Source organism: Microbulbifer maximicatervae (SeqCode), assembly GCF_052467695.1.
On sequence record NZ_CP174320.1, the window covers coordinates 5,199,562 to 5,224,991 of the forward strand.

At 52.8% G+C, this 25,430-nt stretch carries 23 protein-coding genes; 12 read left to right on the plus strand and 11 right to left on the minus strand.

Annotated elements, in window-relative coordinates; genetic code table 11:
• Positions 1 to 2: 2 nt before the first annotated feature.
• Positions 3 to 545 (minus strand): flavodoxin, encoded by a 543-nt coding sequence (locus ACJJI8_RS22870; RefSeq protein ID WP_444933841.1) that lies wholly within the window; start codon positions 543 to 545, stop codon positions 3 to 5.
• Between the two features lie 221 nt (positions 546 to 766).
• The gene (locus ACJJI8_RS22875) at positions 767 to 1,231 is read right to left on the minus strand and encodes a Spy/CpxP family protein refolding chaperone (protein WP_444933842.1); all 465 of its coding nucleotides are present in this window, start codon (positions 1,229 to 1,231) and stop codon (positions 767 to 769) included.
• Between the two features lie 168 nt (positions 1,232 to 1,399).
• On the opposite strand from ACJJI8_RS22875, the gene ACJJI8_RS22880 reads away from it, so the two are divergent.
• From ACJJI8_RS22880 to ACJJI8_RS22890, 3 genes are all read left to right on the plus strand, one after another.
• Positions 1,400 to 2,104 (plus strand): response regulator, encoded by a 705-nt coding sequence (locus ACJJI8_RS22880; protein WP_413662835.1) that lies wholly within the window; start codon positions 1,400 to 1,402, stop codon positions 2,102 to 2,104.
• Between the two features lie 10 nt (positions 2,105 to 2,114).
• Positions 2,115 to 3,491 carry an ATP-binding protein gene (locus tag ACJJI8_RS22885; RefSeq protein ID WP_444933843.1) on the plus strand — a complete coding sequence of 459 codons (1,377 nt, stop codon included), beginning with the start codon at positions 2,115 to 2,117 and terminating at the stop codon, positions 3,489 to 3,491.
• An 88-nt stretch (positions 3,492 to 3,579) separates the two neighbouring features.
• A complete protein-coding gene (locus ACJJI8_RS22890) occupies positions 3,580 to 4,257 on the plus strand; it encodes an SRPBCC family protein (RefSeq protein ID WP_444933844.1) in 678 nt (225 codons plus the stop codon).
• A gap of 67 nt (positions 4,258 to 4,324) precedes the next feature.
• Here the strand turns inward: ACJJI8_RS22890 and rluB are convergent, their stop codons facing one another.
• The 5 genes from rluB to ACJJI8_RS22915 form a co-directional block, all read right to left on the minus strand.
• Positions 4,325 to 5,191 carry a 23S rRNA pseudouridine(2605) synthase RluB gene (gene rluB / locus ACJJI8_RS22895; RefSeq protein WP_444907630.1) on the minus strand — a complete coding sequence of 289 codons (867 nt, stop codon included), beginning with the start codon at positions 5,189 to 5,191 and terminating at the stop codon, positions 4,325 to 4,327.
• Complete coding sequence (scpB, locus tag ACJJI8_RS22900) at positions 5,188 to 6,357, minus strand: SMC-Scp complex subunit ScpB (protein WP_444933845.1); 1,170 nt, start codon at positions 6,355 to 6,357, stop codon at positions 5,188 to 5,190. The genes rluB and scpB overlap by 4 nt, the downstream gene beginning before the upstream one ends.
• Before the next feature lie 10 nt (positions 6,358 to 6,367).
• Positions 6,368 to 7,390 (minus strand): segregation and condensation protein A, encoded by a 1,023-nt coding sequence (locus ACJJI8_RS22905; protein ID WP_444933846.1) that lies wholly within the window; start codon positions 7,388 to 7,390, stop codon positions 6,368 to 6,370.
• Positions 7,391 to 7,443: 53 nt separating this feature from the next.
• Positions 7,444 to 8,067, minus strand: a complete 624-nt coding sequence (locus ACJJI8_RS22910; protein WP_282933701.1) for an L-threonylcarbamoyladenylate synthase — start codon at positions 8,065 to 8,067, stop codon at positions 7,444 to 7,446.
• A 92-nt stretch (positions 8,068 to 8,159) separates the two neighbouring features.
• The gene (locus ACJJI8_RS22915; protein ID WP_444933847.1) at positions 8,160 to 9,116 is read right to left on the minus strand and encodes a PHP domain-containing protein; all 957 of its coding nucleotides are present in this window, start codon (positions 9,114 to 9,116) and stop codon (positions 8,160 to 8,162) included.
• A 196-nt stretch (positions 9,117 to 9,312) separates the two neighbouring features.
• Here ACJJI8_RS22915 and ACJJI8_RS22920 point away from each other — a divergent pair, with 196 nt between their 5' ends.
• From ACJJI8_RS22920 to rlmB, 7 genes are all read left to right on the plus strand, one after another.
• A complete protein-coding gene (locus tag ACJJI8_RS22920) occupies positions 9,313 to 10,032 on the plus strand; it encodes a VC0807 family protein (RefSeq protein WP_282933704.1) in 720 nt (239 codons plus the stop codon).
• 34 nt (positions 10,033 to 10,066) lie between these two features.
• Positions 10,067 to 10,366: a YciI family protein gene (locus ACJJI8_RS22925; RefSeq protein ID WP_444933848.1), complete on the plus strand. Its 300-nt coding sequence runs from the start codon at positions 10,067 to 10,069 to the stop codon at positions 10,364 to 10,366.
• A gap of 30 nt (positions 10,367 to 10,396) precedes the next feature.
• Positions 10,397 to 11,077: a TIGR04211 family SH3 domain-containing protein gene (locus ACJJI8_RS22930; protein WP_282933705.1), complete on the plus strand. Its 681-nt coding sequence runs from the start codon at positions 10,397 to 10,399 to the stop codon at positions 11,075 to 11,077.
• Between the two features lie 154 nt (positions 11,078 to 11,231).
• Positions 11,232 to 11,825: a peptidylprolyl isomerase gene (locus ACJJI8_RS22935; RefSeq protein ID WP_444933849.1), complete on the plus strand. Its 594-nt coding sequence runs from the start codon at positions 11,232 to 11,234 to the stop codon at positions 11,823 to 11,825.
• A gap of 3 nt (positions 11,826 to 11,828) precedes the next feature.
• Entirely contained in the window at positions 11,829 to 12,587 is a 759-nt protein-coding gene (locus ACJJI8_RS22940; protein WP_444933850.1) for a pyridoxine 5'-phosphate synthase, read from the plus strand.
• Complete coding sequence (locus ACJJI8_RS22945; RefSeq protein WP_444933851.1) at positions 12,587 to 13,456, plus strand: Rossmann-like and DUF2520 domain-containing protein; 870 nt, start codon at positions 12,587 to 12,589, stop codon at positions 13,454 to 13,456. The genes ACJJI8_RS22940 and ACJJI8_RS22945 overlap by 1 nt, the downstream gene beginning before the upstream one ends.
• Positions 13,453 to 14,235 (plus strand): 23S rRNA (guanosine(2251)-2'-O)-methyltransferase RlmB, encoded by a 783-nt coding sequence (gene rlmB, locus ACJJI8_RS22950; RefSeq protein ID WP_444933852.1) that lies wholly within the window; start codon positions 13,453 to 13,455, stop codon positions 14,233 to 14,235. Before ACJJI8_RS22945 ends, rlmB begins: the two co-directional genes overlap by 4 nt.
• 357 nt (positions 14,236 to 14,592) lie before the next feature.
• On the opposite strand, the gene guaA is transcribed toward rlmB, so the two are convergent.
• Both guaA and guaB read right to left on the minus strand, forming a co-directional pair.
• Complete coding sequence (guaA, locus tag ACJJI8_RS22955) at positions 14,593 to 16,170, minus strand: glutamine-hydrolyzing GMP synthase (protein ID WP_444893162.1); 1,578 nt, start codon at positions 16,168 to 16,170, stop codon at positions 14,593 to 14,595.
• 100 nt (positions 16,171 to 16,270) lie between these two features.
• Positions 16,271 to 17,758 carry an IMP dehydrogenase gene (gene guaB, locus ACJJI8_RS22960; RefSeq protein WP_282933710.1) on the minus strand — a complete coding sequence of 496 codons (1,488 nt, stop codon included), beginning with the start codon at positions 17,756 to 17,758 and terminating at the stop codon, positions 16,271 to 16,273.
• A gap of 174 nt (positions 17,759 to 17,932) precedes the next feature.
• Here guaB and xseA point away from each other — a divergent pair, with 174 nt between their 5' ends.
• Together xseA and ACJJI8_RS22970 are read left to right on the plus strand one after the other, a co-directional pair.
• Positions 17,933 to 19,285, plus strand: a complete 1,353-nt coding sequence (xseA, locus tag ACJJI8_RS22965) for an exodeoxyribonuclease VII large subunit (RefSeq protein WP_444933853.1) — start codon at positions 17,933 to 17,935, stop codon at positions 19,283 to 19,285.
• A 73-nt stretch (positions 19,286 to 19,358) separates the two neighbouring features.
• Entirely contained in the window at positions 19,359 to 21,659 is a 2,301-nt protein-coding gene (locus tag ACJJI8_RS22970) for a transporter substrate-binding domain-containing protein (protein WP_444933854.1), read from the plus strand.
• 14 nt (positions 21,660 to 21,673) lie between these two features.
• Here ACJJI8_RS22970 and ACJJI8_RS22975 read toward each other — a convergent pair whose 3' ends face one another.
• Together ACJJI8_RS22975 and ACJJI8_RS22980 are read right to left on the minus strand one after the other, a co-directional pair.
• On the minus strand, positions 21,674 to 22,651 hold the full coding sequence (locus tag ACJJI8_RS22975) for an NAD(P)H-quinone oxidoreductase (protein ID WP_444933855.1): 978 nt from the start codon (positions 22,649 to 22,651) through the stop codon (positions 21,674 to 21,676).
• A 204-nt stretch (positions 22,652 to 22,855) separates the two neighbouring features.
• Positions 22,856 to 25,153 carry a TonB-dependent receptor gene (locus ACJJI8_RS22980; protein WP_444933856.1) on the minus strand — a complete coding sequence of 766 codons (2,298 nt, stop codon included), beginning with the start codon at positions 25,151 to 25,153 and terminating at the stop codon, positions 22,856 to 22,858.
• Positions 25,154 to 25,430 lie beyond the last annotated feature (277 nt).

The following is a 25,430-nucleotide window of genomic DNA, read 5'->3' on the forward strand; positions in this document are numbered from 1 at the left end:
AATCAGTCATCCAACTCAAGAACATCACTATCAAGCGCAAGCTCTTCAGCTATTTGCTGACACCAGCAATTCAGCCGCTCTGTGGTCAGCTCTTCCTGCTGGTCTTCATCAATAGCCAGACCGACAAACTTTGCTCCACCTTCGACTTCAGCTTTTGAGGCTTCATACTCGTAGCCTTCAGTGGACCAGTGGCCGACTATAGTGGCTCCTTTTTCCACAATAACATCGTGGAGCATGCCCATCGCATCCAAGAAATAGTCGCCGTACCCAAATTGGTCTCCCAGGCCAAATAAAGCGACGGTCTTTCCGCTAAAATCGATTTCCTGCACATCCTCCCAGAACTCTTCCCAGTCAGATTGAATCTGACCAAAGTCCCAGGTAGGGATTCCAAAGATAAGATACTGATAATTAGCAATATCCAACTGAGTGACATCGGCAATATCAAACAGGTCTACATTGTCTTCGCCAAGGCGGGCGCGGATGCGCAAAGCTACAGACTCGGTATTACCCTCATCACTGCCATAGAACAAGCCGATTTTACTCACAGTCAACCCTCTCCGCCCAATTCGGGCCGCTACATACTAAATTACAAGGCGGCGTATTCTCCCAGCAATAACCGGGCTCAGCAAGTTACCTATCTGATCAGGTTTCGGCAGGAATAAAGAAAAATGCCCCCGGGGCAGCGGGGGCTAAGGGTTATGAACCTGCTGGGCCTTGGGGAAGGGTGCACCCAGCGGATCGCACAAGGAGTCTTTGGTTGGGGGGCCTAGGACTCTGAATCCTGGCTTGCAGAGCTTTTATCGCGCCGTTTCATTTGGCGCGCTTTGCGCTCACTCTTAAGCTGCTCTAGCTTGGCCTTCTGCTCATCAGTCAGAATGGCCTTAAACTGTTCTTTCATTTCGTTGCGGTTCTGCATCTCCAGAAGCTTTAGCTTGCCTAGCTCTTCGCCCAATTGATCCAGTGTCGCCTGGTCAGCGCCCGACTCAATCGCCGCATTTAATTCCTTGCGCAGCTCGATCATTTGCTCGCGCTGTGCCATTCTCGCCTCTCGGTTACTCTCCCGGTTGGCCTTTAACTGTGCCTGCTGGCCTTCGGTCAACTCAAGCTGGCGCACCATATATTCAAATCCGCGCCCCTGACCACCTTCACCACCGCCGAAAGCAAGTGCCGCAGGGGCAACCAGAACACCTATCAAGGCCAAGCTTCCCATTGCTTGTTTCCAGTGTTTCATTCCTACTTCCTCATGTTCGCGTTCAGTGACTACATAGTAAGCCCAGCTTGTGTAAACGGGGGAAAATGCCGGTAAACATTTGTTAAGAACGGTAAAAAGCCCTATCGCCAGCGGTAACCAGCGCCAGCGCTTTGCATATAATGGCCACACAGAAACTGAGAGAACGCCATGAGCCGCATCCTTTTAATCGACGATGACACCGAACTCACCGACTTGCTAAGGGAGTACCTTACCGGAGAGGGTTTTCAAGTAACCGCAGCCAATGATGGTGGCCGGGGGCTAGAACTCGCTCAGAGCGAGAGCTTTGACGCTCTGGTTCTGGACGTCATGCTGCCCGTTCACAATGGCTTTGAAGTACTGCGCAAACTTAGGGAGGAGGCTTCAGCAGCAAGCCGCTCCCTACCGGTTTTAATGCTTACTGCAAAAGGGGACACTGTGGATCGTATCGTCGGCCTGGAAATGGGTGCCGACGACTACCTGCCCAAACCCTGCAATCCCAGGGAATTGGCGGCCCGACTGCGCGCAGTACTCCGCCGCGGACGAGTCGAAGCTGAAGAGAGCGACGACACTCTTAGCAGCGGCCAGATTCGACTACTGCCTGCAGAGCATCAGGGTTATTGGAACGACCAGGCTTTGGCTCTGACCGGCGCAGAGTTCGCCGTGCTCAAGGTACTGGTTCAGCATGCCGGCGAAGTGGTTGGCAAAGAGGTTCTCACTGAAAGTGCCCTTGGCCGTAAGCTGATGCCCTACGACCGCTCCATCGATGTCCATGTCAGTAACATTCGCAAGAAGCTCGCGGATAAAGGTGCCAGCCGCGACCTAATTATCAATATCCGAGGTGCCGGATATATGCTCACCCAGAGCAAGCAATAGGTTTTCCACGATGCGCAGTCTCTTCTGGAAAATGTTCTTTGGGGCCTGGATCACCGCCATGGTGATGGTTGTAGCCGCCATTTACATTACCCACTTCGGTGAATTCGGCGATCCCCGACAAGAGGAACGCTGGGAGGGCCCCGCCCTATTTCGCGAGGTCATGCGAAATATGCGAATCGCCCGCCGTCACGGTCCTGAACAATTCCAGCACTGGCTCGAGAAAGCCCCCAAAAAAGTCAAACGGCGGGTTTATGCGGTTGATCAACAAGGCAACGACATCCTCGGTCGCGAAGTGCCATCAAATATGGGCTCGTTGATCGACAGTCTTGATTACCGCAATCGCGAAGCTCACAAACTGGTAAATAACAAGCCCACTGTAGGCTTCTTCCTGCCGCTGCGCACCGGAGACCCCTTGCGTATCGTCGTCGTTGCTGGGGATAGCAAGGAAGGCCTATTGCTGCGCTTCCTGTGGCGCAACTTTTGGCCGATGTTGCTGCTTTCCATGATTGCCTCAGGTTTAGCCTGCTACTGGTTGGCCCGCTACCTGAGCCGCCCTCTTGAACAGTTGCGCGCCGCCACCAAACGCGTCGCTGCCGGCGAACTGGACTACCGCGTGACTCCATCCCTGAAGTCTCGGAATGATGAACTGACTGACCTGGCCCTGGACTTCGACTCCATGACCGCCCAGCTTCAGGAGTCGATGTCCGAGCAGCGCCGCCTGATCAAGGATGTCTCCCACGAACTGCGCTCGCCATTAGCGCGCCTGCAAGTGGCACTGGCCATCGCCCGCCAAAAGCAAATTAACGGGCTCGATACAGAACTGGATAAAATCGGCAAGGCAGCGGATTACCTGGAAGATATTATTGCCGACGTGCTATCACTTCCTATTAGCAGCCAGGAGCAGCGCCCCCTGGATGACGTAGTGGAAGTAAATGCCCTGATAAGCGCCCTGGCGGAAGACCTCCACAGCGAAGCTGCTGACAAAGACCTGTCCTTTGAAATTCGCTCCGAAGGGGAAGAGCTCCTTGTCGCAACCCGGGGCAGCTCCCTGACCGCTGCCCTGGAGAACATCCTGCGCAACGCAATCAAGTACAGCCCCGAGCACGGCCGGGTCAAGGTGTCGATTAAAGAATCCTCAGATTCCTGCACCATCTCAGTCATTGACTCAGGTTCCGGCGTGGCAGATGAGGAATTGGAGGCTATTTTCCGCCCCTTCTATCGCACAGATAGTGCACGCACCCGGGAAAGTGGTGGCTTTGGACTGGGACTCGCTATCGCCCAGCGCACCATCCTGCATCACCAGGGAAGCATCAGCGCCAAAAACAGCCGGGATGCGGGCCTGTGTGTTGAGATTAAGCTCCCCCTGCTACATATTGCCGACGATTAAGCATCGCAGCAGCTAATATAAGCATCTCTACCGCCAGAGTTATCTGGCGGTTGCTTCCTTGCACCCGCAAATAGCAAAGGAACCCGCTATGCGCTGGATTATTTATATTCTTATTGCCCTGGTAATTCTCGTGCTCGCGGGATATTTATTCCCACGTGAAGTCACTGTTCATCGCAGCGTATTTATCAACAAACCACCACAAGTGGTTTTTCCCTACGTTAATAACTTCCACAAATTCAACGAGTGGTCCCCATGGCGCCACATCGACCCCTCGGTACTCTATGAGTACAGCGGTCCCCAGGAAGGCGTCGGCGCCAAAATGAGTTGGCGCGGCGAAAACTCCAAAGCCGGAAGCGGTAGTCAAACTATCTTCGCCAGCAAGCGAGATTCTGTAGTCGCCACCAAGCTGGATTTTGGTGATGGCAGCCAGGCCACGGCAGAATTCCAGCTGGAACCAAAGGATGGCGGCACCCTTCTTACCTGGAACTTCCACAGCGATACCGGCGGTGGTCCCAGAGAACGCTGGATGGGCCTTGCAGTGAAAAAAATGGTGGGAGAGTCTTATGAACAAGGGTTGGAAAAACTTAAAAACCTGGTTGAAACAGCACCGGAAAATAGCACCTCCGACGGAACCTCCACCGATTCAGTTTCAGATATTCCATCCGATGTAGATGATGCAATGGGTGATGGCCCTCAGGGTGTCCCCAGTGAACTGCGAGACCAGAATGAAGAGGAAGCAGGAGAAACACAGGAAAACCAGCAGTAACACTCAGCAATTAAGAGTAGCGATTACTGAAATACAAAAAAGCCCGCAATTTGCGGGCTTTTTCTGTTTAAACCGACTTCGGTCGATTGCGCCGAGCAGCCGGTGCTGGCGACTTGCGCAACTTCCTGCGCTGGCGCTCCAGGTTTTGTTTCTCACCCTGGGTCAATGGGCGCTGGCCCAGTTTCGGCATTCCCGCCGTTACGCAGAGGTCATCGATCTCGCGGGGCTCCATCTCAATCCATTGCCCGACGCGCACATGGGAGGGAATAAAGACGCTGCCGTAGCGCACACGCTTCAAGCGGCTAACTCTAACTCCCTGGGACTCCCACAGACGACGCACCTCGCGGTTGCGGCCCTCCATCACTACACAGTAGAACCAGCGGTTTTTACCTTCACCACCACTCTCTACGATGTCGGTAAAGCGCGCCGACCCATCATCCAACAACACGCCCTTGAGCAGACGCCGCCTCATTTCCTCATCCACATCACCCTGGATTCGAACCAAGTATTCGCGGTCGATTACCGAGGAGGGATGCATTAATTTATTGGCCAGCTCTCCGCTATTGGTAAACAGCAGCAAACCACTGGTATTGAAATCCAGGCGCCCAACAGAAATCCAGCGGCCGGTTTTCAGTCTCGGCAGGCGATCGTAGACCGTCGGGCGGCCTTCCGGGTCGTGGCGGGAGCATATTTCTCCAACCGGTTTGTTGTAGAGTATTACCCGGCAGCGATTCTGCTCTGCCGAAGGCAGCCGGCTACCATCAAACTCGATATGATCCGCGTCAGTTACGCGCTCGCCAAGCTCCGCCACTTTTCCATTTACGGTTACGCGGCCCGCATCAATTGCGCGCTCCATTTCACGGCGCGAACCGAGGCCGGTGCGCGCTAATACTTTCTGTAATTTCTCGCCTGCTGGCGGGGTACCATCACTCATGGGGTGGTGCTTTCCACTTGTACTACTTCTTTGGAATCTTCATCGACATCAGCATTTGCCTCCACCGACTCCTCGGCGACCTCTTCAACTGTGTCGTCTTCGGCAAACATACTGCTGGGTGGTAACGTTGCCGTTAGAGAGTTCTCGCTCTCTTCTTCTACTTGCAGCGATTCAACGCTGCTTCCCTCATCACTGTGAAGTTCACTCTCTTCACTTAGATCAACATTTACATCCAACTCCGAATTACCTTCAGAGTCTTCCTGCTCCATTTCCCACTGGATCTCTGCTGCCGCAGTTTCCACTGGATCTTCCTCTGCATCCGTCTCGGCGGGCACTGCATCGGCATCTACTCCGGACTCAGACTCGGTCTCGGTCTCGGTCTCGGTCTCGGTCTCGGTCTCGGTCTCGGTCTCGGCACCTGATGCTTCAGCAGCAACTTCCTCAGCCAAAGCCTCTACCAGGGCATCGTCTATATCTTCGTGTTCAGCCGCAGGGGCTTTAGTAGAGGATTCTGCCTCGGTGTCTTGCTCTGACTCAGAATCTTCCAAAGCACCATTGTCCACCTCGGACTCTCCCTCCTCTGGAACCGGCTCTGGGGGCAAACCTTCCTGTTCCAGAATCTGGTTCAGACTCTCGATATCGCGGATCTCCGCCAGAGTCGGCAAATCATCCAGGGTGCTCAAATTAAAATAATCGAGAAACTCCCGGGTTGTTGCGTAGAGAGACGGCTTACCGGGCACGTCCCGCTGCCCCACAACTTTAATCCAACCGCGCTCCAGCAGGGTTTTAACAATATGCGAACTCACCGCAACGCCGCGGATATCCTCGATATCACCACGGGTTACCGGCTGTCGATAAGCGATAATGGCGAGGGTCTCCAAGGTTGCACGGGAATACCGTTGCGCCTTTTCCTCCCACAGCCGATTCACCCATGGAGCCAGGTCTTCCGGCACTTGAAAACGCCAACCACTCGCGACTTTCTTCAGTTCAAACCCTCGGTCAGCACAACTCTGGGCGATTTCTTCAAGCACATCTCTCAGGGTAGTCTTGGAGGGTTGCTCTTCCTCGTCCAGCAAAGACAACAGCTTTTCTTCACTTAGAGGCTGGCCCGCGGCCAACAGGGCGCCTTCGACGATTTTGCGCAGTAATTCGGGGGCGATTGTCATCTTCTATTTTCTAACTCGAATACATTTCCGACGCTTTATCCGAGGCCTCTACAGCGTCCTCTGGATCTTCAACCTCTTCGAGAATCTGATCCTCAGGCTCGCTGTCAGCACCGTCTTCGCTTTCACTGCTGTGGGTCGCAGCGCGAGCGCGCACGTGGATCGGGCCAAAAGCTTCATTCTGCACCAGCTCCACCAGTGACTCTTTTACCAGCTCCATCACTGCCAGGAAGGTCACTACGACACCGAGGCGACCCTCCTCAACGGTAAACAGGCTTACAAAGGGCACAAACTGGCCGTGGCGGATCTTATCCAGCACCTGGGTCATACGCTCGCGGGTGGACAACTTCTCCCGCTCAACCTGGTGGCTCTCAAACATATCCGCACGCCGCAGCACATCAGCCAGGGCGACCAGGACTTCTTTCAAGTCAATTTCAGGGTCGGGGCGTGTGATACTGCGATCGGGAGCCTCTGCATTGGCCTGATGGACATCCCGGCCAACACGGGGGATTTCATCGAGATCCTCAGCCGCAGTTTTGAAACGCTCATACTCCTGCAAACGGCGAATCAGAGCCGCCCGGGGGTCCTCGCCTTCTTCCTCCTCCGCTTCAGGCGGTCGCGGCAACAGCATCCGCGACTTTATTTCCGCCAACATAGCGGCCATTACCAGATACTCGGCGGCCAAGTCAAAGCGAATTGCCGTCATCATCTCCACATACGCCATATATTGATGGGTAATGTCGGAGACGTTGATCTCGAGAATATCCAGGTTTTGGCGGCGAATCAGGTATAGCAGGAGATCCAGAGGCCCCTCGAAAGCCTCCAGAACAACTTCCAAAGCATCTGGTGGAATAAAGAGATCCTGCGGGAGGTCGTTAAAGATTTCGCCCTGCACCAAAGCTAGGGGGGAATCCTCATCCGAGTCCTGGCCCTGCGATTCCGCATCGCCAGCCTGGGCAGGAGCTTCATCATCGCTCGCCGCAACCTCGGCCAGCACTTGCTCCTCGACCTCTGCTAGTAACTCATCACTGGACACCCTGCCCCACCCTCAATCGTGCAAACGCGCGATTATACACGGCGCCGCAGCTTTCAGCCGAGTATTTCGTCAGTTGCCCCACATCCCTGGCGAATCAGTTGGGGCTCATCACCCGTCAGGTCGATCACGGTGGTGGGCTCCAACCCGCAGAAACCGCCATCGATAACCAATTCCACCTGGTGCTCCAGGGTATCGCGGATATCGTAAGGTTCGGTTAGGGGCTGTTCTTCGCCGGGCATAATCAGGCTACAGCTCATCAACGGCTCGCCCAATTCTTCAATCAGGGCCAGGGCGATGGGATTATCCGGCACGCGAATACCGATGGTCTTGCGCTTCGGATGAATTAACCTGCGCGGCACTTCGGCGGTCGCCGGCATAATAAAGGTATAGGAACCCGGCGTATGATTCTTTAACAGCCTAAACATCTGGTTGTCGACCTTGGCATAGGTCGCCAGCTCCGATAGGTCTCGGCACATCAATGTGAAGTTGTGCTGCTTGTCCAGCTGGCGCACTCCTCGAATGCGCTCAACCGCCAGCTTCTCTCCCAGTCGACAGCCTATGGCGTAAGCTGAATCGGTGGGAAAAACAATAACGCCCCCTTGGGCGACGATCTCTGCTGCCTGAGTGATCAGGCGGCCTTGAGGATTATCCGGATGAATCTGAAAAAACTGCGCCACAAAGCCCCCCAAAAGCCTTACCGATTGAAAATACCTCACTGCCATCCACCAGGCTTAAAGCCGGACGATGGCCCCCAATTCACAAGCCGGAATCAGGGCAGCGAAACGTGACCCCGCTGTTCCCGGTGCAGAGTGTGCCACAGATTCCACACCGGCTCGACGTCTGCGGGCAACCTGACACAACCCAATTCACGCCAGGGCTGCTCCGGCTGGTGAAAATCGCTGCCAAGAGAGCAATATGGCATTGATTTGCCCGCCGCTTCCGCAGCTGAGAATAGTAGTTTCCTCAACTCCCTCGTCTGTGTCGGGTTCTGCCGACCGCACAACAATTCGACAGCATCTCCTTTTTCTTCCAGAAATGCGCCCAACAATCGTAATAACTGGGTGCGGGTCAATCCATACTTGAGGGGATGAGCCAATACCGCACAGCCACCGGCCTGGTGAATAGTGGCGATAGTCTCTCCCAGCTGGGGCCACTCGACCCGCACATCCCCCACCTTGCCGGCACCCAAGTAACGCTTAAATGCCTTACCGGTATCATCTATATGCCCAGCTTCCACCAGCCATCGTGCGAAATGGGGCCTACCCAGTACCGAGTCGCCCGCCAGGGCACGTCCACCCTCCAAGGCACCGCTAAAGCCGCGTTTTTCTAGCTTCTCCGCGATACGCTCTGCCCGCTCCTCGCGCAACTGCTCACGCAGCTGAATGGCTTCTTGCAGAGGCCCCGATTCGGGATTAATGTTCAGACCAACAATATGTACGGGTCTGCGCCCCCAAAGACTGGAGAACTCAATCCCCGCCACCACATCTACGCCCAAGCAGTCACCTTCCTGTTGAGCCTCATGCACTCCATCCACCGTATCGTGGTCGGTCAGGGCGAGCATCGTCACACCTTGGGATTTCGCTCTCGACACCAGCTGCGCAGGACTTAAAATACCGTCAGACGCGGTACTGTGGCAGTGCAGATCTACCAGGTCTGTATTCAAATCGGCTGAAAGGGTCTTCAACAACAGGCTCTCACTCAGTTCGACGATGAAAAAGATCGCCATATCCGTCTTTTCAGGAACAATCGCCCTATTGCGCTGTCTATGCGGCACTCGGCGTTTTCAGGGATAAGGCCCGAACTAGCAGTCACTCACAGGTGACTCGCCAGGGCCGAAGTCTGACAGTAGTTTTGTCAGCGGGGAAATTGAACGGGCTATCAGCCCCATCAGTTTCCAGCGGGCATTATCACCGGAATTGAGTATGACCGAAACGAATTCGACCACGACATCTCCCGAGAAACCTAAAAAGGAAGGGTTTCTCAGCAATATCGCCTTCAATGTCATTATTCCGACATTGATACTGACCAAGCTTTCTGGGGATGACTGGTTGGGCCCAACCTGGGCGTTGATAGTGGCCCTGGCCTTCCCGCTGGGATATGGCCTTCGCGACCTGCTGCGCCTGGGCAAGGTCAATTTCTTCTCAGCCCTCGGATTTATTGGCATCCTGCTCACTGGCGGCATCAGCTTGCTCAAGCTGGACCCGCAGTATATTGCGATTAAGGAAGCTGCAATCCCTGGCCTACTGGGTGTTGCCACGGCACTATCCGTTTACACCCGCTGGCCGCTGGTCAAAACCCTGCTGTACAACGATCAAATCCTGAATACGACAAAGATCGCCGAGTCATTACAGGCCAATGGTAACCAGCCAGCCTTCGACCGCACCTTGCGCCAGACTTCATGGATCGTTGCCGGGTCATTCTTTTTCTCCTCGGCGCTGAATTACATTCTCGCCAAAATGATCGTCACCAGCCCGCCGGGCACAGAGGCCTACAACACCGAGCTGGGCGAAATGACCGCCTATGGATATCTGGTTATTGCGATCCCATCAACCCTGATTCTGATGGGTGCTCTCTTTTTCCTGTTCTCCCGTATCGGCAAGCTGACCGGGTTGAAACTGGAAGAAGTGATGGTCGCGCAATAACACCTTAAAAAAACTAACAAGAGCATTCAAAACAATGTGGTACGCAATCATCAGTGAAGATGTTAGCGATAGTCTCCCTTTACGCAAAAAAGCCCGCGCCGGTCATTTGGCCCGACTCAACCTTCTCAAAGATGAAGGTCGTCTCCTGGCTGCCGGCCCAAACCCCAGCATCGATAGCGAAGAACCCGGTGAAGCCGGCTTTACCGGCAGTCTGGTAATTGCTGAATTCCCCTCTTTGGAGGAGGCCAAAGCCTGGGCTGGCAGTGACCCCTATATCGAAGCTGGCGTCTATGCATCGGTTACAGTCAAGCCCTACAAGCTTGTACTGCCCTGATAAAAACTCTAACTAAAAAGCTGCATCACAATGAAGAAATTACTGTCCGGTGTGCTCGCTGTAGCGCTGTTGAACTCAGCACCAGCGGCACTTGCAGCGGAGACCCGCTATATTACCGACCAACTTCACGTGCCCATGCGCTCTGGCAAAGGCAATGAATTCCGGATTCTACACCGCGGCCTGGCCAGTGGTACCGAGCTGGCTCTGCTCGAAGATGCCGCCTCGGACGGCTGGGCAAAAGTGCGCACGCCCAACGGCACCGAGGGCTGGATCAGACGCCAATATTTAGTCAGTGAGCCCGTGGCGAAATTAAAGCTGGCAACTGCAGAAGCCAACCTGGCCCGCTTTGAAAAAATGGAAGGTAACCTGGGGGGAGAAGTTCGTCGGCTGGAGACAGAAAACGGCGAACTGAATAGCGCCCTGACCTCTGCCCAGCAGCAGAGCCAGGAATTGGCCGCCGAACTCAAGAGCCTGAAATCCCTTTCTGCCGACGCAATTTCGCTCAACGATCGCCATCAAAAGCTCCTGCATCAGTACGAATTACTGAAACAGGAAAAAAGCATGGCGGAGGCGGAAATTCAGCGCCTGTCCGGTAGCGATGCCCGCAAGTGGCAAGTGTACGGTGCCCTATCCGTTGTATTAGGCGCTATTCTGGCGATGATTGCCCCCCATGTGCGCCCGCGCAAACGCAATTCCGAGTGGGCCAACTGATCTCCCTCGCCACATCCAAAATCGCTTACTATACGCCTGTGGGAATGCTGAAAAGCATCCCTCAGGCAGCGATATTCAAATACTTTTTCTCTACCTATAACCATTCGCTGGCACAGAGGTAAACCGATTACCCCCGGACACTCAAAGGACACGGATGATGCGTAAATTAGTTATTTTTCTTTTCTGTACTCTATTCAGCCTTCCGCTATTTGCCCAAAACCCTCAGGTGAAACTAGAAACTGATCTTGGGGTTATTCGTATCGAGCTATATGCCAAGCAAGCACCAGTCACCGTAGAGAACTTCCTCGTTTATACCGATAGCGGCTTCTACGATGGAATTATCTTTCACCGTGTTGTGCCTGGATTTGTCGTCCAAGCCGGTGGTTTCACTTTTGATTTCCAAAGAAAAGAAACTCGCGAGGCTATCGCCAACGAGTCAGCTAACGGGCTCCAAAACCTGCGTGGCACCCTTTCCATGGCGCGCACAAACGATCCCGATAGTGCCACGTCCCAGTTTTTTATTAACCTGGTAGATAACACCCGTCTGGATGCCAGCGAGGATAAGCCTGGCTACGCAGTTTTTGGCAAGGTTATCGAGGGAATGGATATCGTAGAAAAAATTGAGCGGGAACCCCGAGGCCTTTATCGCAGGCACCCAGAGGCTCCCAATACTCCGATTCGGATTCTTTCCGCAAAACGAATTACTACCAGCGACAACACAGTCGCTGAACACAGCAAGGGAGAATAAGCATTGATCGCTCTCAGCGTAAATCTCAATAAAATTGCCTTAATCCGCAACTCCCGCGAGGGCAATTTTCCCGACGTAATCGCCCACGGACGCACTTGCCTCGATGCCGGGGCCCAGGGGCTGACTGTACACCCCCGCCCAGACCAAAGACATATTCGTCCAGGGGATGTACGCGACCTGGCAAAACTCTGCGCTAGCCGAGAAGGCATTGAGTTTAATGTTGAGGGCAATCCATTCGCCGCTCCCCTGGGGGACTATCCCGGCCTAATACCACTGGTTTTGGAAACCAAACCAGACCAGTGCACTTTGGTCCCCGACACCAATGATCAGCTCACTTCTGACCACGGCTTTGACCTCAAACAGGATGGAGATCGATTAGTTCCGATAATTGATCAACTTAAAAATGCCGGGATACGTGTCAGCCTGTTTATGGACCCAGACCTGGACCAGATCAGCCTGGCCAAACAGGTCGGGGCCGACCGTATAGAACTCTATACAGGCCCCTATGCCGAAGCCGTAGCCAAACAGAGCCCAGAACTGGAAACAATTTTCTCTGCTCACTGTGCTGCCGCCGAGCACGCACATCAGCTGGGACTGGGGATTAATGCCGGCCATGACCTCAACCTGGTTAACCTGCCTCGCTACCGTACGCTGCCAGGACTACAGGAAGTCTCCATTGGCCACGCCTTTACTGTCGATGCTATCGGCATGGGCCTGGAGAATGCCGTTAACGCCTACGTCGACTGCCTCGCTGGAAGCTGATGCAAAGCCTCAATATTATTGGCGCAGGCCGCCTTGGTAAAACCCTGGGGCGGCTGTGGCAGGAGAGCGGTGTATTTGGGGTGCAGTCAATTTATAACCGCAGTCTCGAAAGTGGACAAAGTGCCTGTCGATTTATCGGTGCAGGCAATGCTGTCAGTTCCCTCTCGGCAATGCCTTCAGCAGACCTATGGCTGATTGGCTGTATCGATAGTGAAATCGCTATATTTGCGCAGAGGCTTGCCGAAAGCGGGCTGGTCGATGAGCGCACTATTATATTCCACTGCAGTGGCGCTCTCAGCTCTAAAGAACTAGCCCCCTTGGGACCCGCCCTGGTTGCCAGTGCTCACCCGGTTCACAGTTTTGCCGAACTGGAAACCTCGCTGCAAACATTTGCCAAAACCAGCGTCGCTGTCGAAGGGGATAGTCATGCAGTAGAGGTTATTTCTGCTGCTTTTGCAGCCATTGGCTGTGAAACACTGGCTATTGATCCCCTTAACAAGTCTCTGTACCACGCTGGATCAGTGATCGCCTCCAACTACCTCACCACCCTAATGGACCTGAGCTTACAAAGCTTTGCAGCCGCTGGCATAGAGCGGGACAGTGCTCTTCGCCTGTTGGCGCCGATTGTTTCACAGACCCTGCAAAACAATTTGACACTGGGACCGGAGAGGTCGCTGACAGGTCCCATTGCCAGGGGGGATGTGGAAACCGTTGGAGCCCAGGTGGAAAGCCTTGCATCAGTAGATAGCCAACTGGCACTTTGCTATCGCCATCTGGGCCTCGCCTGTGTAGAGTTGGCGCGGCGCGGCTCGCTCTCACCTGAGAGCGCAGCCAGATTGATCGAACTGCTGAGTGAGCCAACGCGGTGAAAGACTCCTCCGAATACCTGGAAAAGAAAGCCTTCTTCGATAGCCTCCTGACAATTTATGGGCGCAAGCCTGTACTCGAGGCTCTCGAGGATTTATCTGTACCCGTCCATAAATTACATCTGGCCAGCAGCAACCGGCGCGACCAGCTAATCCAGCGAATGGAAACCCTGGCGGAAAAGCGCCAGATTGAAATTGCTTACTGGGATCGCAAGGGCCTATCCCGGATTTCGAAGAATTCCCGTCAGGACCAAGGTGTAGCCCTGGACCTGGCCCTGCCCCACTACGGCAGAGCGGAGGACTTTTTACAGAAGGTTGCAGCCCCAGAGCACAAAAACACCTATGAACTTCTGGCCCTGGATGGCATAACCAACCCTCAAAACCTGGGCATGATTATTCGCTCAGCCTGTGCCGGCGGCATTGATGGAATCATCCTGCCAAAGAAAGGCTGTGCACAGATAGACCCCCTGGTTATCAAAGCCAGCACAGGCACACTGTTTAAAACCCAGATTTTGCGCTGTGACAAATTGGCAGCCACCCTGGGGGAGTTTCGCGAAGCGGGGGCTCAGGTTTGTGGGCTGTCATCCCACGCCCGGACCACCTTGAAAGAGGTCTCCAGTAACGTCTTCACAATTTTTGTGCTGGGCAATGAAACCCACGGTGTTAGCGATGCCGTCGCAGCTCAGTGCAATGAACTGGTGCGTATCCCCATGCAAAACGATGTGGAAAGCTTGAATGTAGCGGTCACGGCCGCACTAATTAGCTTCCGTCGAGAAATCTAACTCTGCCCCTATGGGAGGTGCCCGTCTCCCACTCCCTCAACTTATCCCACGAGTTCAATCCCAATCTAACCAGGATTATCCACTACCCACAGATTCTGTGGATATCTCTGTGACTAACTTAGAGTAGTAGGCCGCAAAGGCCCGCCATTTGGTCTTTGTGACAATATGAAGAAAAAATAAACAACCCGGGAAACGCTCAAAAAATCAACGAGTTAGCGAAGTCTTAGCTGAGCGTTTAGCGACAATCCGTACCAATTAAAGATCGAATAGAGAGAAGGGGCCGCTGTGGAAAATGAGACGCGAAGCCCAAAACAAAAAAAGAAAGGGGTGCTAAGCACCCCCCTCTTGATTCTGCAGTTACTCCCACTCAATTGTCGCGGGAGGCTTGCTGGAAACGTCGTAGACCACACGAGAGATGTGCTCTATCTCATTGATAATGCGGTTCGAAACCTTCTCAATCAGCTCATAGGGGAGATGCGCCCAACGCGCTGTCATAAAGTCCACAGTCTCTACCGCGCGAAGAGCAACCACGTATTCATATCGACGGCCATCACCGACAACACCCACAGATTTTACCGGAAGGAATACGGCAAAGGCCTGGCTGGTCTTGTGATACCAATCGGCGTTGTGCAGCTCCTCGATAAAGATCGCATCTGCCTCTCGCAGAATATCGGCATACTCCCGCTTTACCTCACCAAGAATCCGCACGCCCAGACCCGGTCCCGGGAAGGGGTGGCGGTAAACCATATCGTAAGGCAGGCCCAGCTCCAGGCCGATCTTACGAACCTCGTCTTTGAACAGTTCACGCAGGGGCTCTACCAGCTCAAACTGCATATCCTCCGGTAAGCCGCCCACATTGTGGTGAGACTTAATCACATGGGCCTTGCCGGTTTTTGCGGCGGCGGACTCAATAACGTCTGGGTAGATAGTGCCCTGAGCCAGGAATTTCACGTCCTGTAACTTGGAAGCTTCGCGATCAAAAATCTCAATAAAGGTATTACCAATGATTTTGCGCTTGGCCTCAGGGTCTTTTTCACCTTGGAGGCGCCCAAGGAAATCCTCTTCCGCATCAGAACGGATAACGCGAACGCCCATATTGTCGGCGAACATCTGCATTACCTGGTCGCCTTCGTTTTTACGCAGGAGACCATTATCTACAAATACGCAGGTCAGCTGATCGCCAATAGCCTTGTGCAGCAGTGCCGCCACCACAGAACTGTCGACGCCACCGGATAAACCGAGCAGCACCTTGCCCTCGCCCACCTGATCGCGGACTTTAGCAATAGAGTCTTCAATAATATTCGCGGGAGTCCAGAGTTTCTCACACCCGCAAATATCAATCACAAAGTGCTCATAAATACGCATGCCTTGCAGGGTATGAGTCACTTCCGGGTGGAACTGTACACCGAAGAAATTCTTCTCGGCGTGGTACATACCGGCAATTGGGCAGGAATCGGTGGAAGCCAGCAGCTCAAAGCCCTCTGGCATCGCCACTACCTTGTCGCCGTGACTCATCCAAACATCCAGCAGGGAACTGCCATCATCAGCGATATGATCTTTGATATCGCTCAACAGGTTGGATTGGCCTTCAACTTTTACCTGGGCATAGCCAAATTCGCGAATATCGCTGCCCTGTACGGTGCCTCCAAGCTGATGAGCCATGGTCTGCATGCCATAGCAAATGCCCAGTACCGGCACGCCCAGGTTATAAACCGCTTCCGGCGCGCGCGGGGAGCCCTCTTCCGGTACCGACTCTGGGCCACCGGCGAGAATAATGCCCTTGGGCTGATACTCACGAATTTCCTCTTCGGTCATATCGAAAGCGCGAATTTCAGAAAATACGCCCAGCTCGCGGACACGGCGGGCAATCAATTGTGTGTACTGGGACCCGAAGTCGAGAATGAGTATTCGGCTGGAATGGATATCTTGGCTCATGACTTACTCGATAACTGGATTAAATAACGGCAAACGGACCTTAAAGGTCCGTTTGCTGCTTGTTCCGTCTAAATTTTTTCACCTGGAGAAGGTCGAAGGCTTAGCGTCGGCCCACCGGGTAGTTGGGGGCTTCTTTGGTAATTTGAACGTCGTGGACATGGGACTCACCCATACCGGCTGCCGTGACCCGCACAAACTCTGGACGAGTGCGCATGGTCTCAATATCAACACTGCCGGTGTAACCCATGGCTGAACGCAAACCACCCATCATCTGATGAACAATGGCTGACAGCGGGCCTTTATAAGGCACTCGACCTTCGATGCCTTCCGGTACCAGTTTTTCAGCGCCCTTGCTCGCATCCTGGAAATAGCGATCGGAAGAACCCTGGGTGCGGGACATAGCACCGAGAGAGCCCATCCCACGATAGGACTTGTAAGTACGACCCTGATAGAGCTCAACTTCGCCCGGCGCCTCTTCGGTGCCGGCGAACATGGAACCCATCATGACTGATGAGGCGCCGGCAACAATTGCCTTGGAGATATCGCCGGAGTAACGGATACCACCGTCGGCGATCATGGGCACACCAAATTCTTTAAGGGCTGTGGCAACCTCTGCAATTGCCGTCACCTGGGGTACACCGATACCCGTTACGATACGGGTGGTACAGATAGAGCCGGGGCCAATACCCACTTTAACCGCATCCGCACCGGCCTCAACCAGTGCACGCGCTGCATCAGCCGTAGCAATGTTGCCACCGATCACGTCCACCTGGGGGTGCATTTCCTTAATGCGGCGCACGCGCTCGATCACGTTGCGGGAGTGACCGTGGGCAGTATCTACTACCAGCACATCAACGCCGGCTTCTACCAATGCAGCTACGCGATCATCGGTGTCCGGGCTGGTGCCCACAGACGCGCCCACACGCAGGCGACCGTCGGAATCCTTACAGGAGTTCGGGTACTGCTCTGCTTTGTTAAAGTCTTTAACAGTGATCAGGCCGCGCAACTCAAAGTTGTCGTTAACCACCAGTACCTTTTCGATACGGTGCTTATGCAGCAGTTCACGGACTTCGTCGGGGCTCGCATCTTCGTGGGCCGTCACCAGACGCTCTTTCGGCGTCATGATGCTGGCGACACTGACGTCGAGATCAGTTAAGAAGCGAACGTCGCGGCTGGTGACGATACCTACCAAATCGCCACGATCCATTACCGGTACACCGGAAATATTGTGGTGACTAGTCAGCGCGATCAACTCGCGCACAGTGGCATCGGACTCAATAGTAATAGGGTCTTTTACAACACCGGCTTCAAACTTCTTCACCGCGCGAACGGCAAGAGCTTGCTCTTCTATCGACATACTCTTGTGAATAATGCCGATACCCCCTTCCTGGGCCAATGCAATGGCCAGGCGAGCTTCCGTCACTGTATCCATAGCAGCGGACACAATGGGGATGTTCAGGGTAATGTTGCGGGAGAGTTGGGTTTTTAAACTCACATCCTTGGCCGTGACCTCGGAATATCCGGGCACAAGTAGGACGTCGTCAAAAGTGAGGGCTTCGCGCGCGATGCGCAGATTGGATTCAGACATTGTTGACACTCAAACCTCGAATAGGCGGGATTGGGTATCGGCGCGATTATACCTCTACGCGCCCAAAGCGCAAACATCAATTTGCAGAAAAACGGATTTGTACAGTAAAGCTCTTTACCTATAAGGGCGATACTGCAATATTGCTCCGCCCAATACGCCCGACGAGATTCACCGATGCAGACAATTCCCCCTAGTCAAAATGCCAAGCGCAGCGTGCTGTCGGTAAGTGACCTGAATCGGGAAGTTAAACATCTTCTGGAAAGCAGTGTGCCCCTTCTATGGATCAGTGGGGAGATTTCCAATTTTTCCATACCCAGTTCCGGGCACTGGTATTTTAGCCTTAAAGATGCGCGGGCCCAGGTGCGCTGCGCCATGTTTCGCGGTCGCAATCGCAGTGTCGCCTTTCGGCCGCAAAATGGTCGCGAGGTTTTAATCCGGGCCAGGGTGAGCCTGTACGAAGGGCGCGGAGAATTTCAGCTAATCGTTGAGCATATGGAGGAGGCCGGCTTTGGCGCCCTGATGCGCCAGCTGGAACAGCTCAAAGCAAAACTGCATGCCGAAGGCCTGTTCGAAACAAGCAGAAAACGCTCTCTTCCGTTTTTGCCAACCAATATCGGCATTGTCACTTCGCCGACAGGCGCGGCAATACGGGATATGATTCACGTATTGGGCAGGAGACACCCTTCTGCACAAATTGAAATCTGGCCCGTAGCCGTTCAAGGTCAGGGTGCCGCTCAGCAAATCGCGGCAGCGATTGAAAAAGCGGGCCGCAGTGGTCGCCACGATTTATTAATTGTCGGTCGCGGCGGAGGCTCCCTGGAGGACCTATGGTCTTTTAACGAAGAAATAGTCGCCCGCGCACTGGCCGCAAGCCCTATTCCCACTATTTCTGCAGTCGGCCACGAAACCGATACGACTATTGCAGATTTAGCCGCAGACCTGCGCGCACCCACCCCTTCTGCCGCGGCGGAAATAGCCAGTGCCAATGCTGCAGAAATTTTACAGCGGCTTGACCAGGTCCAGCGCAGATTGCACCGCGCCATGGACAACCAACTGAAGCATTTATCTCAACAGGTTCAATTGCGACGCAACCGTTTGCGCCACCCCAAGGAACAGCTCCTCAACCAAGCCCAACGTCTGGATCATTTGGAGATGCGCCTGATAGCAGCTTGCCAACAGCAAATCCAAAATCGCAAATCCCAATTGGATTCCGCCTCCAGAGCTTTTGCCCACAACCTACCGACACGCCGACTCGATAACAGTCGAAAGCAGTTAATCCAACTCAAGGGAAACCTGGAGCGTGCGATACAACTGATATTACAGCGCGGCAGTGACAAACTCTCCCACGGGGCCCAATTACTACAAAACATCAGTCCCCTGGCAGTATTGCAGCGAGGCTACGCTATTGTTCTGGATTCAGAAAATCGCGCAATTCGCGATAGTTCAGAACTGGATACCGACCAGCAAGTCCATATTAAGCTGGCCAAAGGGAACTTCACTGCAGAAGTTAAAACCATCGAAAACTGATTTCTTTAACAATTAAAGAGCGCAAATCAAGCGACACTATACTGGTTGAGGTAGAGTGCCTTCGGAGCAATATATGGATAGTGAATCTACTGCTATCCACCTCAACCAGTGGACCTTGATACTACTTTCAGTACTATTGCTTGCCCTTGCAGCCTGCACGGAACCAGAGCGTGATTCTGGAGTAGCTGAATCAGTCACCATGTCAGCTGCCGAAGCGCAGGATGCCAACAAGCGATCAGGGCAACTGCCTGAAGTAACCCCCGCTAAAGAACAGCAAGTCAACTACATCGAAACCGGTGACCTAAGGGACATAAGAAAACACGGCACAATTCGGTTCGTAAATTTAACCGGTGCTTCCGAGGACCTGCTACCTCGTGACGATGTGGTGAGTCTCCGTCACTTCGAACTGGCCAACAAACTGGCCAAACAGTTGAAACTGGAACCCAAGTGGATAAAAGCTGAAACACCCGATGACGCGGTGCAAATGCTGATCGATGGCCAAGCAGATGTAATCGCCTATAACCTGACTGTCACTGACGCCCGTGAAGAAATTATTGACTTCACGGTTCCTCTCCGCCATTCGCGGTTAGTACTCGTCACTGGTCCTGAGGGTCCAGATATTTCAGATGCGAGCAAATTAAAGGACCTGGAATTCATTATCCCCGCCGGCTCCTCTATTAAAGAAACTGCAGAGCAACTTGTTGCCGAAAATCCAAACTCAAACCTAACTATTCGAGAAATTGATATTAATGGTAACCGAGATACCCTGCTGGATATCATTAATGGCCAAAAGAACCGTGTTGCTATTTTGGAAGATTTTTCAGCCCAGGATTTGCGCAATTACCGCGATGACATGCGGATTGGTGCAGATGTATCTGAAGTGCAAAATATTGCCTGGGGCGTACGCAAAGACTCCAAACGCCTGCATACCACTCTCGATAATTTTTTGACCCGCAACCTGGTTAAATCCCAGGAAGAACGCATTACCGATTGGAAGGGTATTAAAAAATCGGGAGTAATCAGGCTACTCACTTATAACGGGCCGACAACCTACTTCTTATGGAAAGGGGTATTAATGGGGTTTGACTACGACCTGGCCCAGGCTTTTGCCAATAAGCACAAACTCCAACTCCAGGTTATTGTTGTCCCCTACGAAGAAGACCTTGCCGACTGGTTGAGGGCGGGTCGCGGTGACTTTGCCGGGGCCGAACTCAATATTACCAGTGCCCGTGAAGACCAGGGCATGGTATTCACCAAGCCCTATGTCGAATCCACAGATCAGATTGTCAGTGGTAAGGGCAGTCCCCCCATTACCCAGATTCAGGATTTAAATGGCCGCAAATTAACCCTGCGCGCCTATTCTTCATTTATCGAAGTAGCTGAAACGCTAAAAGATGCAGGTATTGATGTCGATATTCGTGTGGCGCCGCCTGATATTTCCCAGTCCCAAATCTTCTCACTAATTGCCGACGGGCTGGTAGATGCGACTATCGCCCACTCCGGTCGAGCCAAGATTGAGGCATCCGTTCAGCCACAACTGGTACTCGGAACCCTTATCGGTGACCCGCGTCCACAGGGCTGGATGGTATTAAGACAAAATTGGCACCTGTTACAGAACTTGAATAAGTTTTTGAAAAATTACAGAAAAACGAGCCAATATCAAAAACAATACCAGGCTTATTTTGAGCCGAACAAACGATTTACCCAGCGAGTAAGTTCCCGGGTAATACCGGGAGAAAACCTCTCTCCTTACGATGAGTTGGTGAAGGAATCCGCCTTTAAATACGATTTTGATTGGCGCATGATCGTCGCGCAGATGTGGCAGGAGAGCAATTTCAACCCTAAAGCCGTATCTCCAGTTGGCGCGCAGGGATTGATGCAGGTAATGCCTGCCACAGCCGAGGAAATGGGATTTCCTCCGCCGCTGTTCGAACCTGAAAGAGGTATTAAAGCGGGGGTAAAATATATGGATTGGGTGCGCGATCGCTTTAATCCCGCTTTGCCAACCGTAAATAAACTCTGGTTTACTCTCGCTTCCTACAATGCAGGATACGGCCACTTACTCGATGCCCAGCGGCTGGCTAAAGAACTGGGACTGGATCCCAATGTGTGGTTCGACAATGTGGAAGTCGCCATGCTGAAACTGGCCCAGCCCCAGTACTTTAAACGGGCTAGATACGGCTATGTGAGAGGCTCCGAGCCCGTGCAGTATGTACGCAATATCAGCAATCTATACAAAGCCTATGTGGAAATGATGAGCGATGATGTGACAGTCCGCCCACCTCTACAGCGCCTGCCCGGCAAAATCTATTGTGAACCCGGGGATGTGCCTGAGGGCGTTATTCAGCGGATGCCCACTTACTCCTCACCCTAGGCAGCCACAAGTCCTTACAAGGTTAAAACTATTTTCCCGGTGATAGTACCGGACTCCAGTAATTTATGGGCCTCAACCGCCTGATGCAGAGGAAACTCAGCGGCTAGTTGCGGCCGCACTTTACCCGCTTCAATCAGCGGCCAAACCTTTTCTTCCAGCGATTTCGCAATACCGGCTTTAACTTCTGGCGAGCGAGCCCTCAAGGTTGAGCCGGTCAATGTAAGTCGTTTCAACATCACCGGCATCATATTTACTTCTACTTTAGCGCCAGCCAGGTAGGCAATATTCACGATTCTGCCGTCGTTAGCGGCCACACGAATATTGCTATTGATATAGCTACCGCCCACCATATCCAAGATAACATCAGCTCCGTGATCATCTGTCATCTCGCGCACAACGGAGACAAAATCTTCATCCCGATAGTTAATCGCCTTCTCCGCTCCCAAAGCCACACAGGCTGCGCATTTATCTTCTGTTCCCGCAGTAGTGAAAACCCGGGCTCCCAATTGATGGGCCAGCTGGATCGCCGTGGTACCAATGCCAGAGGAACCACCATGGATTAAAATCACCTCGCCCGGTTTTAAACCGGCGCGGTCAAATACATTAGTCCATACGGTGAAAAAAGTTTCCGGCAATGCAGCTGCCTCAACAAGACTAAGGCCTGCGGGGACCGGGAGGCATTGTCCCTCTGGAGCTACTGCAAACTCTGCGTAACCTCCACCATTGGTCAGGGCGCAAACTTTATCTCCCACTTGCCAGCGCACAACTTTTTCCCCGATTTCAACAACCTCACCAGCCACCTCCAATCCCAATACCAGCGATGCTCCGGGAGGTGCCGGATAATGCCCTTGGCGCTGCACAAGATCAGGGCGATTAACCCCAGCTGCGGCTACACGGATAAGGACTTCGCCTGCGCCGGGAGCAGGCTTATCCATCTCCTGCAATTGCATGACTTCAGGCACACCAAATGTAGGCAGATCAATAAACCGCATATTTTTCCCCTTTATAGATTCACTTTTATTGCCACGCTATCGACACAAGAGTACCAAAAATCATCAAGCAATTTTTACTCAACACGCAACCCAATAAAAAACGGCCAGCCCAATCACAACATTTAATTGCGAAAAGGAACTGGCCGTTTCGAAGTCTGCTAACTTAAAAAATATTTTCTCTAAGCAGCAAATTCTCAGCCGAGATTAGAGTTCGTAAATAAACTCAATCCCCATAACACGACCTTTATTCAGCGGGGTAAAGCTGGCACCGATACCACCAAGGGTAACTGGTAGCTGTGTGTCATTACCCTCAGTAACTTCATCAAGCATATTTTTGCCGAATACAGAAACTGTATATTGGCCGCTATCCGCAGTATAACCAATACTAAAGTCCACCATTTCCACTTCCGACAACATGCCTCTGTTGTCATCCGTATAAGGTGCTTCATCGCGATGATTGTAGTTAATACGGGAGGTGATTGTTCCGTAGGAACCCAGAGACAAATCGTGCACTAACCCTATACCATAAGTCCATGGAGCCAGGCGTGGGATCTCGAGACCCAGATCTTCATCATCCACAAGGCCGTCACCATTCAGGTCACCGAGTACCTTATCGTAATCGCCATCTACATAGCCAACGTTGAAGGTAAGCAGCAGGTTTTCACTGAGCGCAGCCATGGTCTCCAGTTCAGCACCACGAATTGTCGCATCTGCGGTGTTTCGAATGATTTGCGCCACACCGGTCACTGCGTCAGCAAGATTCTCCTCCCGCTGCATATCATCAATAGTGTTGTGGAATACCGCCATATTGGTACGAACACGGCCATCGAGCCAGTCTACCTTAGCCCCAATTTCGAAGCTGCTTTGCTCTTCCTGGTCCGTTGCCTGCGGGGTATAAGGCATTCCTGTGGTCGGATCTATACCTGCGTTGCGGAAGTTGTACCCTCCACTGCGGAAACCCTTGGTCCAGAATGTGTAGAGCTGCGTCTCGTCTGAAACAGTCCACTGCAAACCAACTTTGGGAGTGAAGGCATTCCAGCTTTCGCTATCTTCAAAGTCGTAGGCAGCACAGCCGTCCAGTGTGCAGAGGTTCAGGGGAATCGAGGCAATCTTCGCGTCTTTCTCCTCACTCGAGTAGCGTCCACCCAGGGTCAACACCCAGGCCTCGTTCAGATCGATATCAGCCTGGGTAAAGAATCCATAAGTGCTGTGATCCTGCACACCACCACCGGTCCAATCGATAATGCCGCCCTCACCGTCGGCCAGCAAACGATTTTCCAGGTAGGTTACATCCTGAGAGAACCAATAGGCACCGGCAGTGATGGCCGTGCGACCGAAACGGCCGGCATAGCGCAGTTCATTACTCAACTGGCTCTGATCCACGCTTGAGTCCGCATGGAAACCAACAAAAGGCAGGGAATCAATATCCCCTAAGCCCCGCGCCTCATATTCACGCCAAGCCAGGATATTTGTGATAGTGCCATCACCGAACTCAACATCTTTATTGAACTCAGTAATGATCTGGGACCACTCGTCTTTTTGATAACCCTCTTCGTCCTGGGCTACCTCAAAAGAATCTTCACTGTTGTCCCAATCAGGAATACCGAAAGCCTCAGCAATCTGGGTTGCACTGGGGTAGGCAACAATACCGTTCTCAGTGGTAACTATATAAGGTTCATTACCACGGTTTTGCGCAACCACTCCATCGGAGTCCATGCGCCCGTGCTCCATCCGCACAAGCAGCTCTGCCGTTTCATTGAGTTGAACACTAAAGCTTGGGCGAATAAACCAGCTGTCAGAGGCACCGGCATTATCATTGCCGGTGGCAACATTTTCGAACCAGCCACGGTCATCGTTGTAGTAAACGGTCAGACGGCCGTTAACATCGTCAGAGATGGCACCATTAATTGAACCCGCAGTCACCACATCCAGATTATCCGTTGTGGACACCTTGACGCGAGCAGAGAATTCATCAGTTGGGCGCGCTGTTTTAACTACGACAGCACCACCGGTAACATTACGACCAAAGAGCAGGCCCTGCGGACCACGGAGAACCTCGATACCCTCCAGGTCAAACACATCGGTAACAACACCCGCATTCACACCGAGGTACATACCATCGACAAAGACCCCTACTGTGGGATCAATTGATGGAATAGAGCTATTCACTCCAAGACCGCGCACAGTGAAGTTTGCCGTATTTTTTACGGTACCCACATCCTCCAGCTGGACGTTGGGCATTTTGAAAGAAAGGCTTTGTAAATCCCTAGTTTGCAGAGCCTCCAGTTGGTCACCGGAATAGGCGGTTGCCGCTACCGGAACATCCTGAAGTAATTCTGCGTCTGCACGCTTACGGGCTGTTACCTGCACTTCTTCCATAAGGGTGCCGACTGCTCCCTCTGCGGCATAACTGGGGCTAATACCACTGGCTAACCAAAGAGTTGCTACGGAACAGGCGGAAAGCAGAGCAGAGTGCTGCTTGGGTTTTGACGGACTTCCCATGTTTTCTCTCCATTGTTTTATTTTTTTTATGTACAACAACGGACTTATCGCAATCGGTACTGCCTGGCTCCACCGCTCTACCTCTATAAAGAGGCTCCGACTAAGTGAAGCTCCGATTCAAGACCGCGCTGATAAAGAGGCACAGATTTCGTAGTGAATCTGTGACATGGACAGGTTACAGGCTCACAACCGTGTGTGGAAGTCTATTTAACGTAAATGTCTGTAAAAATAACTCAATTAGTCTGGAAAGTTCTTTCAACTTGAAGAAAAAAATTAA

Excerpts from the sequence above, each read along its gene's own strand:
- ACJJI8_RS22875 (WP_444933842.1), bottom strand. The coding sequence starts at position 1,231 with ATGAAACACTGGAAACAAGCAATGGGAAGCTTGGCCTTGATAGGTGTT.
- ACJJI8_RS22890 (WP_444933844.1), top strand. The coding sequence starts at position 3,580 with ATGCGCTGGATTATTTATATTCTTATTGCCCTGGTAATTCTCGTGCTC.
- ACJJI8_RS22945 (WP_444933851.1), top strand. The coding sequence starts at position 12,587 with ATGCAAAGCCTCAATATTATTGGCGCAGGCCGCCTTGGTAAAACCCTG.
- xseA (WP_444933853.1), top strand. The coding sequence starts at position 17,933 with ATGCAGACAATTCCCCCTAGTCAAAATGCCAAGCGCAGCGTGCTGTCG.
- ACJJI8_RS22925 (WP_444933848.1), top strand. The coding sequence starts at position 10,067 with ATGTGGTACGCAATCATCAGTGAAGATGTTAGCGATAGTCTCCCTTTA.
- ACJJI8_RS22970 (WP_444933854.1), top strand. The coding sequence starts at position 19,359 with ATGGATAGTGAATCTACTGCTATCCACCTCAACCAGTGGACCTTGATA.
- ACJJI8_RS22915 (WP_444933847.1), bottom strand. The coding sequence starts at position 9,116 with ATGGCGATCTTTTTCATCGTCGAACTGAGTGAGAGCCTGTTGTTGAAG.
- scpB (WP_444933845.1), bottom strand. The coding sequence starts at position 6,357 with ATGACAATCGCCCCCGAATTACTGCGCAAAATCGTCGAAGGCGCCCTG.
- guaB (WP_282933710.1), bottom strand. The coding sequence starts at position 17,758 with ATGTCTGAATCCAATCTGCGCATCGCGCGCGAAGCCCTCACTTTTGAC.
- ACJJI8_RS22920 (WP_282933704.1), top strand. The coding sequence starts at position 9,313 with ATGACCGAAACGAATTCGACCACGACATCTCCCGAGAAACCTAAAAAG.
- rluB (WP_444907630.1), bottom strand. The coding sequence starts at position 5,191 with ATGAGTGATGGTACCCCGCCAGCAGGCGAGAAATTACAGAAAGTATTA.
- ACJJI8_RS22885 (WP_444933843.1), top strand. The coding sequence starts at position 2,115 with ATGCGCAGTCTCTTCTGGAAAATGTTCTTTGGGGCCTGGATCACCGCC.
- ACJJI8_RS22930 (WP_282933705.1), top strand. The coding sequence starts at position 10,397 with ATGAAGAAATTACTGTCCGGTGTGCTCGCTGTAGCGCTGTTGAACTCA.
- ACJJI8_RS22975 (WP_444933855.1), bottom strand. The coding sequence starts at position 22,651 with ATGCGGTTTATTGATCTGCCTACATTTGGTGTGCCTGAAGTCATGCAA.
- ACJJI8_RS22880 (WP_413662835.1), top strand. The coding sequence starts at position 1,400 with ATGAGCCGCATCCTTTTAATCGACGATGACACCGAACTCACCGACTTG.
- ACJJI8_RS22935 (WP_444933849.1), top strand. The coding sequence starts at position 11,232 with ATGATGCGTAAATTAGTTATTTTTCTTTTCTGTACTCTATTCAGCCTT.
- guaA (WP_444893162.1), bottom strand. The coding sequence starts at position 16,170 with ATGAGCCAAGATATCCATTCCAGCCGAATACTCATTCTCGACTTCGGG.
- ACJJI8_RS22980 (WP_444933856.1), bottom strand. The coding sequence starts at position 25,153 with ATGGGAAGTCCGTCAAAACCCAAGCAGCACTCTGCTCTGCTTTCCGCC.